A 12285-nucleotide genomic window follows, 5' to 3' on the forward strand; every position below is an offset into this window, starting at 1 on the left:
GCAGCTACGCAGAGTATTCTGTAATCCTGCCTATGACGGAATCTGGATATGGCAAAAGTGTGTTATTGCGCAGATGACTTTGCAATGAATGCAGAAATATCAGACGCAATTATTCAACTCATTGAACAAGGTGCCCTACAGGCAACCTCATGTATGACACAATCTGAATTGTGGGAAACTGCTGCTGCCAAATTAAAACCTTTTAGCGATCAAATTGATATCGGTTTGCATTTAAATCTTACCCATCAATTCGCTTCAGGTAATACTGTTTTTTCCTTACCTATGCTTATTTTACGTGCATGGTCTTCAAGCCTGAATCGTGAATTAATTACGAAATGTATTGAAGAGCAATGGGACTTATTTGTTTCAGTCATGGGAAAACACCCAGACTTTATTGATGGACATCAACATATTCATCAATTTCCGTTTATACGCGATATTTTGCTGCAATTGTTAAAAGAGAAGAAATTTACGGGCTGGATTCGAAATTTACAGCATCCGATTGATTTACCTCACTATCGTTTTAAGACTCGTGTGCTCTCTGCACTTGGTTCTAACTCTTTGGCAAAAGCATGTCAAACATATCAATTTAATCAGAATGACCAATTTGCTGGTATTTATGATTTTAAGCAAACTGATTATGGCGAACTCAATCAATACTGGCTTGCACATGCAAAAGACCATTTACTGATAATGTGCCATCCAGCACTTGCAGAATCAAATGATCAAGATCCGATTCAGCACGCCCGAATACAAGAATATGAATATTTTAGTTCGGATCAGTTTCAAATTGATTGTCAGCAATATGGTATCCAGCTCACTAGACTAGGGGCAATGCAATGAACACAAAACCATTTTTATCCTGCGTTGTTCCAGCTTATAACGAAGCAGAAAATTTAAAAACTTTTATTCCTGCTTTAGCAAATAGTCTATAACAGCAAAATCTTAGCTATGAAATTATTGTGGTCGATGATGGGAGTAAAGACGATACTATTCCAATTTTGCAAACAATGATTGATGACTATCCCTTAGTTGTGCTTGAACTTTCACGCAACTTTGGTAAAGAAGCAGCGTTAAGTGCGGGTTTAGATCATGTGACAGGCGAAGTTACTTTACTAATTGATGCGGATTTTCAACACCCATTTGAAGCAATTCCAACCATGATCAACCTTTGGAAAAATGGTTATGACATGGTGTATGGCATTCGTAATCGCTCCACTGAATCTTGGCTTAAACGTGTTTTAACTCAAGGTTACTATCGTATATTAAACTTAAGCTCACCGATCGATATTCCAGAAAGTGCTGGAGACTTTCGTCTATTAGACGCAAAAGTTGTTGAAGCAATTAAACAATTGCCAGAAAAAAATCGCTATATGAAAGGCCTATATGCTTGGGTTGGTTTTAAAAGTATAGGCGTTAATTTTTCTGAACAGGAACGTCAGCACGGCCGTTCTAGTTTTAACGTAAAATCTCTATTTAACTTGGCTATGTCAGGTTTAACTGGTTTTTCAGATTTACCTTTACGCATCTGTATTTATTTAGGCGCAATTCTGGCTTTAGGTGCTATGGGCTACGGCGTATGGATCATCATTAAAACGTTGATCGAAGGAATTTCTGTCCCAGGTTGGGCAACACTTGCAGCAGGTATGACTTTACTTGGCGGTATACAGCTGTTATTCCTAGGTATTGTTGGTGAATATATTAGTCGTATTTACGCTGAAGTAAAAAATAGACCAAAATATATTGTTGCATCCGAACATTCTCGTATTAAACAAGAAAAATCTATCACAAAGCCGGAAAATACTTTCTCTAGTTTCTAACATGTTTGCTCATATTCTTCAGCTCACGCGGTTTGCTACTACCGGAGCCGCAGCAGCACTTACTCACTATAGTGTCGCCATGCTTCTGTTTAAGAAGCATGTTGCACTGCAATACGCCAATTTACTCGCATTTTTAGTTGCCTATTGGGTGAGCTATTTCGGGCATCGTATTTTTACTTTTAAAGCACAGCATCTTGATCATCGTCAGACTCTACCAAAATTCACATTGGTTGCAGGTGATCCTAGCCAAAATAATGGACAGTACTTCCCTCTAAAGATAACGTAACGTTAACTTTGGAGATCCAAGAAATGGCCAAACGTTTTAGTGCTGAATTTAAACAGCAAGCAATTGATTATGCACTTTCAAACTCACACGAGCCTATAGCTGCAATCGCCCAGAAATTAGGTGTGGGTTATTCAACTTTAGACAAATGGATTCGTGAAACCAATCCAGTGGGTTCAAGCAAACGTCAACTTTCACCAGAACAACAGCGGATCTTGGAATTAGAGAAAGAAGTCAAACAGCTCAAGGAAGCCAATGACATCTTAAAAAAAGCGCATGTGTACTTTCTAACAGATCATGCCAAGAAAAGTACACGGTAATTCAAGATCTAGATATGAATGAAGTCACGGTATCTTCTGCCTGTAAATACCTAGGTGTCAGCACTTCAGGCTATTATGCCTGGCGAAAACGTCAGGCCAATACGGTAGAGAAATATAATGATTTAAAAGCCGTATATTGGCAGCATCATGCACGATTGGGTGCACCTTCATTGGTACATGACATGCATGATTTAGGTTACAGCATGAGTGAACGCACTGTTGGAAGAATGCTGAAAAATCTGGGTTTACGCAGCAGGATTGCGCGTAAATACAAGCATACGACTGATTCAAACCATCGTTTGCCTACAGCACCCAATCTGTTAGAGCGTCAATTTACAGTCATTCAGCCTAACAAGGTTTGGACAACGGATATTACCTATATCCGTACCAAGCAAGGTTGGCTGTATTTATGTGTGATGCTGGATCTATTTAGTCGTCGTATCGTGGGGTGGCAAACCAGCCATCGAATAGACCGCCAGTTGGTGTGTGATACGTTTAACTATGCAATGGCTCGTCAGGGTTATCCAACTGGTGTTATGGTTCATTCGGACCAAGGTTCACAGTACTGTAGTCGTGATTTTAGAGCGCTGTTACTGACAAATGATTGTACTCAGAGTATGTCTAGACGTGGAAACTGTTGGGATAATGCAGTGACTGAAAGCTTCTTTCATACATTGAAAGGTCATGTGGTCCATGGCAGTGTGTTTGCCACTCGAAAAGAAGCGAATGCTGTCTTGTTTGACTATATTGAGATTTATTACAATCGGGTCAGAAGACATTCTGCAAATGGCTGGTTAAGCCCTGAAGCCTTTGAGAAGAAATATTTTAAGAATTTAGAGGGATTTGTTGTCCACGATACTGTCTAGGATCAGACATTCTGCAAATGGCTGGTTAAGCCCTGAAGCCTTTGAGAAGAAATATTTTAAGAATTTAGAGGGATTTGTTGTCCACGATACTGTCTAGGATCAAGGCTTAGGTTTTTTATTTAATGAAAGTTTTCTTCTACTCTCGAACCTCTATTTTAATGTCCCTGTTTCAACCTTAGTGTGTATTGCAATTGTTCTGACTTCTGTCGTGACTTTCTTGCTTAACCGTTTTTTTGCATTTCAACATTAAGGATTGTGTATGCAGCAATGGCTTCGTAATTCCAAATTTTTATTATTTTTTTTACCGTGTTGGTTACTTCTTCTTTCTTGGATAAGACCTCTATCTGTACCTGATGAAGGACGCTATGGAGATATTAGCCGAGCTATGGTCGAGTCTGGAGATTGGTTAACTCCACGAATCGATGGTTTGCCATTCATGCATAAACCCCCTCTACTACACTGGTTAAGTTCTATTTTTATGGAGCTTTTTGGCGTACATGTATGGGTGTTACGGTTAGTACCAGTTTTAGCTGGTACCCTCATGTTAGTGGGACTATTCTTATTTGTAAAAAAGCATATTTCGGAAGGTGTAGCACAGCTTACGGTTATCATTTTAGCGACCAACCTGCTTTTTTTTGGCAGTAGTCAATATATTAACCATGATTTACTAGTAGCCTCATGGATTACGATTAGTGTTTTATGCTTTGCTGATTTCACCATTTCTGCACGTAAACCTATTTTATTTTTAGGTTACATCGCTGGTGCAGCTGCTTTTCTAAGTAAAGGTCTCATTGGGGTTCTCATTCCAGGTATGATCCTGTTGCCGTGGATACTCTACACAAAACAATGGAAGAAAATACCTTCGCTTCTTAATCCATTGGCGATCTTGCTATTTTTGCTCATCATTAGTCCATGGCTCTATGCAGTACAAAGTAAATATCCTCAATTTTTACATTACTTCTTTATTGACCAACAATTTAGTCGATTTAGTTCAAAAGAATTTAATAATAAACAACCATGGTGTTTCTATCTGCTTATTTTATTTGTCAGCTGCTTACCATGGTTTTTTGCGAGTAGATTTGAATCTATTAAGACCATCTTTAAAGACTATAAGCAATCAGGTGTATTTGCCCTGCTTGTATGGTGGTTTATTTCTGTTACGGTTTTCTTCTCTATTCCGCCATCTAAACTAGCGGGCTATATTTTACCTGCTGTGCCACCTCTTGCTATTTTCTTAGCACTTGTGATTAACAAAGTTCTTGAAAGCAGTTATAAAACCAAATTACAGATTTGGGGTACTCCTGTATTTATTATACTTCTTGGAATTGGTATTGCTGCTACACCTCGTTTTATTCGTGCAAATCAACCTTTTTTCCAACACGAAGCTGTATTTATTTATACCATTGGTGCGCTGTTAATTGTGCTCCCACTGGTTTTAGTGTGGTTATACAAAAAGCAAAAAGTGAGCTATTTAAACTATATTTTTATAAGTTTAATTGTTTTATGTAGCTCTGTTCCTTTTGCCGTTCGTATTTTAGATACCAAAAATAATGTTGGCCAAACAGATTTTGCTGAGTACATTACTCCATCTACAAAAATAGTTTTCTACAATTACTATTTTTATGATGTGCCATTCCTTTTAAAGCTTAAACAGCCTGTCTATATTGTAAATGAATGGGATAGTGTCCATTCCGATAGTGCTTCTTTAGAAATTAAAGATGGCTTGTTATTTGAGCCCCAACTTAAAAAGTATTTGTGGAGCGAACAGCAGCTCAAAGATGCTTTATCTCAAAAGCAAGATCTAATCGTGGTAAGTCAACCAAATAATTTTTCGACTAAAGACCCATCGGTAAAAACTCTACATTACCGAAACTATGATGTATTTATTTTCCATCCAGCAAAATAAATAGACGAGAAATAAAAAAGGAAGCCTAGGCTTCCTTTTTTTTATTTTAAAACGTTTTACTCTTCAGAAGTATCTTCATTATTAGATACAACTTCTTCGCTATCAGTTTCAGTCGTATCTACTTCGCCTTCAAGAAGTTCTTCTTCGTCTTCTACAGCTTCAATTGAAACTACACCAACGAGGGTTTCTTCTTCACTTAAACGGATGAGACGAACACCTTGAGCATTACGGCCTGTCATTGCAACTTCTGCTGCACGTGTACGAACAAGCGTACCACCATCAGAAATCAACAATAATTCTTTAGTTTCATCAATAGAAACTGCACCAACTAGCTCACCGTTACGTTCACTTGTTTTAATTGCAATAACGCCCTTACCACCACGTTTCTTGGTTGGGAAGTCATTTACAGGAGTACGTTTACCGTAACCGTTGGCACTTGCACATAGTACTTCACCTGTTTCAGGTACAACGACAAGCGATACGATACGACTTACTAGATTCGAATCTGCTGAATCATCATTATCATCTGATTCATCATTTTCTACATCTGCATCTTCTTCACTTAGGATACTGCTAGCAAAGCTCACGCGCATACCACGTACACCTTTAGCTGTACGACCCATTGCACGTACGTCAGTTTCAGCAAAACGAATTGCCTTACCTTCGTTAGAGAACAACATGATTTGCTGATTACCATCAGTAATCGCAACACCAATTAAGGTATCTTCTTCATTAAGCTCAATAGCACGTAGACCATTTGAACGAATGTTTGCAAATTGTTCTAACTCAACACGCTTAACCGTACCAGAAGCTGTAGCCATAAACACATAGTGGTTTTCTGGGAACTCTGTTAACGGCAAGATTGCAGTTACTGTTTCTGTTGCATCTAGAGGTAACAAGTTCACGATTGGACGACCTTTTGCCCCACGTGATGCTTGAGGAACCTCAAATACTTTTAGACGGTACACTTTACCTACATTGGTAAAGCAAAGTACAGTCGCGTGATTCGATGCCACAATCAGATGTTGAATAAAGTCATCATCTTTCATTGAGGTTGCAGACTTACCACGTCCACCGCGACGCTGTGCCTGATAGTCTGAAAGTGGTTGAGTTTTTGCATAACCCGTTTGTGAAACAGTTAATACAACTTGCTCTTCCGGAATCAAATCTTCACGGCAGAAATCAACACGAGATTCAACAATTTCAGTACGACGTGCATCGCCATATTGTTGTAATACTTGTGCTAACTCTTCACGAATAACGCCCATCAACAAGTTGAAGTCGTTTAAAATTGCTGTAAGTTCAGCAATTTGACCTAAAATTTCAGTATATTCTGCGTGTAACTTGTCTTGTTCCAGACCTGTTAAACGGTGTAAACGTAATTCTAAAATTGCGCCTACTTGTGTCGGAGATAAGCGGTAAATTGAATCGCTTAGACCAAATGGACGATTTGGATCTTCACCTTCAATTTCATCTGGACGAACAGAAATAGCACCTGCTTTTTCAAGTAATGAAACAACACCACCACCTGCCCACTCACCAGCAAGTAAACGCTCACGCGCTTCAGCAGGGTTAGCAGAAGTTTTGATGGTTTCAATAATTTCATCAATATTAGCTAAGGCAACTGTCAAACCTTCCAAGATATGACCACGTTCACGCGCTTTGCGTAATTCGAACATGGTACGGCGTGTCACAACTTCTTGGCGATGACGAATAAATGCCGCAATAATATCTTTCAGATTCATCAACTTTGGCTGTCCATTGTCTAGACAAACCATGTTGATGCTGAATGAGTTTTCAAGCTGGGTATTTAAGAATAAGTTATTTACAACGACTTCTGCGTTTTCACCGCGTTTCAAGTCAATTGCAATACGCATACCTTCTTTGTCAGACTCATCACGAAGTTCTGAAATACCTTCAAGTTTTTTCTCTTTTACTAACTCGGCAATACGTTCAATCACTCTTGCTTTGTTTACTTGATATGGAATTTCAGTAAAGACGATGGTTGTACGGCCTGTCTTTTCATCTTCTTCGAAATGGTATTTACCGCGAATGTGCAGACGACCTTTACCGGTACGGTAGGCATCAACAATACCTGATTTACCGTAAATAATACCGCCTGTAGGGAAGTCAGGACCGGTAATATATTCCATCAATCCTTCAATCGAGATATTCGGATTGTCAGCATAAGCCAAACATGCATTCACAACTTCAGTCATGTTGTGTGGTGCCATGTTGGTAGCCATACCTACAGCAATACCCGCAGCACCGTTAATTAGCAAATTTGGAACACGTGTCGGAAGTACTTCAGGAATACGTTCCGAACCGTCGTAGTTATCTTCCCAGTCAACTGTGTCTTTTTCTAAATCTGCAAGAAGCTCATGTGCCAGCTTAGTCATACGGACTTCGGTATAACGCATCGCCGCGGCGCTATCGCCATCGATCGAACCGAAGTTACCCTGACCATCAACCAATAAATAACGTAAGCTAAAGTCTTGAGCCATACGAACAATGGTTTCATAAACAGCTAAGTCACCATGCGGGTGATATTTACCGATTACGTCCCCAACGACACGAGCAGATTTCTTGTAGGCTTTGTTATAGTCATTGCCCAATTCGTGCATGGCATAAAGCACACGACGGTGAACAGGTTTAAGACCGTCTCTCACATCCGGCAATGCACGAGATACGATTACACTCATTGCGTAATCTAAATATGAATGCTTGAGTTCGTCCTCAATGGCAATCGGTCGGATTTCCGATACGCTCATGCATACTCCTTCTTACAGATAGATATTTCTATCCGTTTATATGTCTTGATCTTGCAAAAAATTTAGTTCCGGAAAGTGAACTAAAATCGAAAAAAATATAGCTGTATACTATAGCATAAATTGCTCGATAACTGGGAGTTTAGCGATCTGAAAATAGCATTTTTTTACAATAAAAATTCTATTAGAATTAATAAGTTAAAATTATAGGTTTCTACTTTTAAATGTATTCATTAAAACTCAATTATTCGACCAAAATATAAACAGCATGAAAGTGCTCTTTTTAGAACACATTTCATGTATTTAAAGAATCTAACTTTTCGTCTTAGCTCAACTTAGCACTATTTGAGTTAAAGATTCCGAGTTCATTTTTAAAGCTAATTATGCTTTTTGAAGAATCAATTTACAGGGCGATATTGAGCCGGTATCCATTGGTATCCTGTTGAGCTTTTACCAATGTGTCCAATGCCAGGAAAAGCGATATGTGCTGCCCCTATCCACCAATGGTTTTTATAGGCTTGCTCAAAGATATCTTTACGGACAGCTATGGCTAGTTTCGAGTCAGTATCGGGCTTATAGCTTGCTTCAGGATAAGGAAACTGTACCGCACCGTAGTGCACAACATCACCTAGACCTAAGAACTTTTGTCCGTTTTTTCCATCTACTAAGTATGAAGAATGACCTTCCGTATGACCATGAGTCACGATGAGTTGAACATTCGGTATGTTAAAAGAGAATTTGGTAAACGCAACTAACTGCCCTGCCTTTTGGTATGGCTGTAATGCATCACGCGTCATTTTAAATATTGGTTTAAAAAAATCAGTGGCTTTTGCTTCATTAACAGGCGATGTCCAAAAATCTACATCTTCTTTAGCTAGATAAACCTTCGCATTTGGATAAACCATTTTGCCATCGAATGTAATACCGCATAAGTGATCAGGATGGGCATGTGTAATTAAGATCGTATCTATTTGTTCAGGTTGTACACCTGCTTTCTTTAAATTTTCAGGCACATGCCCCAAGGTAGGACCAAAACATTTTGCAGTCCCTGCATCAATCAAAATATTTTGCGTAGGCGTTTGCACAAGATAGGCAGAGAAATCCGTGACAATCTGGTTATGCTCATCTACAGGAACAAAGTTTTCTGCAAACAGTCGATTGGCTTTTTCAGCAGAAATACCCAGTAAATCAGTACGAGGCAGTCCCAGTTCCCCATCAAACAATGCCGTTACTTTAAGGTTTCCTATTGGTTGTAAAAAATAACCATCAACCTGATGCACGGTTGGGTTTTGTTCTGCATGTATAACTGTACTGGCACTCAGCAGTAATAATATCGCAAGTGATTTTAATGATTTCATCATAGAGTCCTTAGTATTTTCATACTTTAACTCTATTGGTTTTTATCTATTTAAATCGCTCAATAAGCGATAAGAAACGCTCATATTAACTTATTCTGCAGCTAGAACAGCTGGATCTATCCCATAACGCTCTACAAAGCGATCACGAAAAATAGCAACAGACTGATATCCAGATTTTGCTGCAATCGTTTTCATCGGTAGTTTTTTCGAATACAACAACTCAAGTGCATAACTAAGACGTGCATGCATAATCGTTTCTCTTAAAGTTGTATCTTCATGGTTAAGTTTGCGGCGAAGTGTTGCACTGCTCAAACCTAAACGCATTTCAAACTCACTAGACTGCCAATGGTGCTGTGGATTCTCTATCACCCAATCGTGAATGATTTTTGTCAACTTAGGTGGCGGTACAATTAGCACATCTGAGAAGTGCTGTTGACATAACTGTACTAGTATAGCGGTAATACATAAACGCGCTTTCACCACATCATGACTAAATAAAGCGGTTTGCCACTCGGTTAAAGAGGTAGCGAAATCATCAATTGAAAACTTTAATATTGCGTCGGTTCTGTCTACAACTGGCTTTGCCCAAATCATTTGTGCAGCTTGAATAACTTCATCACACATAGGCACAAGAATAGTGAGGTATTCACCCGTTATAGGGTCAGGCAAATTAACTGCATCGATAACCGTATCGGGTTTTATAATGTACAGATCACCGGCATTAAAATTGAATTGTTTTTTTTGAAGATTTAATTGTTGCTGCCCATATAAAATAAATCCCATGTGCAACTGGTTAACTTTAATATTGGCTAGTCCATGCTGATTTTTAGATCGAATACATAAATAATCTCGTGCCATATCTGCCCGTGCCAATCTCACCAATGACTGATGCAATTGATGAGCTTTTATGGAAGCAGAATAGATAATATTCATAATAATGATCGAAATAAAAAACGCCCTTGGCTAGTTATAGCACAAGGGCGTTTTTCGAATAAGTATTAAGCTGTAAATTACAACTTGCTTACCAACTCTGGTACTACAGTATTTAAATCACCAACTAACCAGTAGTCAGCAACGCTGTTAATTGGCGCTTCTTCGTCTTTGTTGATTGCAACAATAACTTTAGAATCTTTCATACCAGCCAAGTGCTGAATCGCACCAGAAATACCTACAGCAATGTAAAGCTCAGGTGCAACGATTTTACCAGTTTGACCAACTTGGAAATCGTTAGGTACGAAGCCTGCATCAACTGCTGCACGTGAAGCACCTTGTGCTGCACCAAGCTTGTCAGCTAATGGATCAAGTACTTCGTGGTAGTTCTCACCAGAACCTACACCACGACCACCAGATACAACAATACGAGCAGCGGTTAATTCTGGACGATCAAGTTTAACGATTTCTTCAGATACGAATTTAGAAATGCCAGCGTCTTTTACTTCGCCAACAGTCTCAATCGCAGCCGAACCACCTTCCGCAGCAACTGGATCAAATGCTGTACCACGAACAGTACCAACAATGATTGCTTCGTCAGATTGAACAGTTGCAATCGCGTTACCAGCGTAGATTGGACGCTTGAATGTGTTCGCAGATTCAACAGAAATAATGTCTGTGATCATGCTTACATCAAGAAGCGCAGCAACACGTGGAAGAATGTTCTTACCAGTCGTTGTAGAAGCAGCTAAAACGTATTTGTAACCTTTAGCCAAGTCAGCAACTAAGCCAGCTACGTTTTCAGCTAATTGGTTTGCATAAGCAGCGTTGTCAGCAAGTAATACTTTGCTTACACCAGCAACTTTAGCAGCAGCGTCAGCAACTGCTTGAGCGCCTGAACCAGCAACTAATACAGTAATATCACCACCGATTTTTTGAGCTGCAGCAACAACGTTTAAAGTAGCACCGTTAAGTGTCTGGTTGTTGTGATCAGCGATAACTAAAATACTCATGATTTTATCCTTCCGTATTAGATCACTTTCGCTTCATTTTTCAATTTTTCAACAAGCTCATCTACAGATTTCACTTGTACGCCAGCTTTACGTTCTGCTGGAGCTTCAACTTTAACAGTTTTAAGCTTAGTACCAGCTGTAACACCGTAATCAGCAGGAGATTTAGTATCAAGCGGTTTTTTACGAGCTTTCATAATGTTAGGCAATGCAGCATAACGTGGCTCGTTTAAACGCAAGTCAGTTGTAATAATTGCAGGAAGCGCAAGTTCAACAGTTTGTAAACCACCGTCGATTTCACGAGTCACTTGTACTTTACCGCCATCCACTTTCACTTCAGAAGCAAACGTACCTTGACCAGCACCTAATAATGCGCCAAGCATTTGACCTACTTGGTTAGAGTCATCATCAATTGCTTGCTTACCAAGAAGGATAAGTTCTGGTTTCTCAGCATCAACAACACCTTTTAAGATTTTAGCAACTTCTAGAGCGCCAATTTCATCAGTGGTTTCAACTAAAATACCGCGGTCTGCACCCAAAGCCATTGCAGAACGGATTTGTTCTTGAGCTTCTTTAGGACCAATAGAAACAACAACGATTTCTGATACTGTTCCTTTTTCTTTTAAGCGAACCGCTTCTTCCACTGCGATTTCACAAAATGGGTTAATTGACATTTTAACGTTGGTAAGGTCAACCCCACTATTGTCCGGCTTAACACGAACTTTAACGTTGGCATCAACCACACGTTTTACAGCAACAAGAGCCTTCATGTAATCCTCGGCTGTTCTAGCAAAAGTAAATGTTGAGAAAAGTATATTAACTCTTCAATTCAAATTTTTTAGGTACCCTATCTTGCAATGTGTTTGGCATTTCGGTCAAGTCACAATTTTCTGGAACAGCACAAAAAAAATGAAATCATCAGTTCATAAAAAAAATTTCATACTTGTCTCTCCCTTATTTTATTCTTTTTAAAGTCTATTTTATACATTGATTTTTATTATCTTTTTATCTTATTTACCTTATT

At 39.0% G+C, this 12285-nt stretch carries 8 protein-coding genes and 3 pseudogenes; 6 read left to right on the forward strand and 5 right to left on the reverse strand.

Translation table 11 applies throughout. From position 1 onward, the window contains the following. Positions 1 to 48 precede the first annotated feature (48 nt). From CSB87_RS04880 to CSB87_RS04905, 6 genes and pseudogenes are all read left to right on the forward strand, one after another. Positions 49 to 843, forward strand: coding sequence for a ChbG/HpnK family deacetylase (locus tag CSB87_RS04880; RefSeq protein ID WP_031953118.1), 795 nt, complete (start codon positions 49 to 51; stop codon positions 841 to 843). After that, positions 840 to 1820 (forward strand): annotated as a pseudogene (locus tag CSB87_RS04885) (glycosyltransferase family 2 protein). The gene CSB87_RS04880 and the pseudogene CSB87_RS04885 overlap by 4 nt, the downstream one beginning before the upstream one ends. Position 1821: 1 nt before the next feature. Next, positions 1822 to 2058: pseudogene (locus CSB87_RS04890) on the forward strand (GtrA family protein); the annotation flags it as partial. A gap of 71 nt (positions 2059 to 2129) precedes the next feature. Further along, positions 2130 to 3289 (forward strand): IS3 family transposase gene (locus tag CSB87_RS04895; protein WP_085945698.1). Its coding sequence is split into 2 segments (ribosomal slippage): positions 2130 to 2364 and positions 2364 to 3289, totalling 1161 coding nucleotides; the frame shifts between segments, so codons are not numbered across the junction. Between the two features lie 103 nt (positions 3290 to 3392). Next, positions 3393 to 3539, forward strand: a pseudogene (locus CSB87_RS04900) (GtrA family protein); the annotation flags it as partial. 9 nt (positions 3540 to 3548) lie between these two features. Beyond that, a complete protein-coding gene (locus tag CSB87_RS04905; RefSeq protein WP_031953120.1) occupies positions 3549 to 5195 on the forward strand; it encodes an ArnT family glycosyltransferase in 1647 nt (548 codons plus the stop codon). 56 nt (positions 5196 to 5251) lie between these two features. On the opposite strand, the gene gyrA is transcribed toward CSB87_RS04905, so the two are convergent. From gyrA to CSB87_RS04930, 5 genes are all read right to left on the reverse strand, one after another. Then, complete coding sequence (gene gyrA, locus CSB87_RS04910) at positions 5252 to 7966, reverse strand: DNA gyrase subunit A (RefSeq protein ID WP_032011583.1); 2715 nt, start codon at positions 7964 to 7966, stop codon at positions 5252 to 5254. 395 nt (positions 7967 to 8361) lie between these two features. Beyond that, positions 8362 to 9321: an MBL fold metallo-hydrolase gene (locus tag CSB87_RS04915; RefSeq protein WP_031953123.1), complete on the reverse strand. Its 960-nt coding sequence runs from the start codon at positions 9319 to 9321 to the stop codon at positions 8362 to 8364. A gap of 90 nt (positions 9322 to 9411) precedes the next feature. Further along, a complete protein-coding gene (locus CSB87_RS04920; protein ID WP_031953125.1) occupies positions 9412 to 10254 on the reverse strand; it encodes a helix-turn-helix domain-containing protein in 843 nt (280 codons plus the stop codon). A gap of 77 nt (positions 10255 to 10331) precedes the next feature. Continuing rightward, positions 10332 to 11264, reverse strand: coding sequence for an electron transfer flavoprotein subunit alpha/FixB family protein (locus CSB87_RS04925; RefSeq protein WP_031953127.1), 933 nt, complete (start codon positions 11262 to 11264; stop codon positions 10332 to 10334). Between the two features lie 17 nt (positions 11265 to 11281). Further along, the gene (locus CSB87_RS04930) at positions 11282 to 12031 is read right to left on the reverse strand and encodes an electron transfer flavoprotein subunit beta/FixA family protein (protein ID WP_000646180.1); all 750 of its coding nucleotides are present in this window, start codon (positions 12029 to 12031) and stop codon (positions 11282 to 11284) included. Between the last annotated feature and the right edge of the window lie 254 nt (positions 12032 to 12285).

The sequence above is a fragment of the Acinetobacter sp. AR_0276 genome (assembly GCF_003000705.1).
GTDB lineage: Bacteria > Pseudomonadota > Gammaproteobacteria > Pseudomonadales > Moraxellaceae > Acinetobacter > Acinetobacter nosocomialis.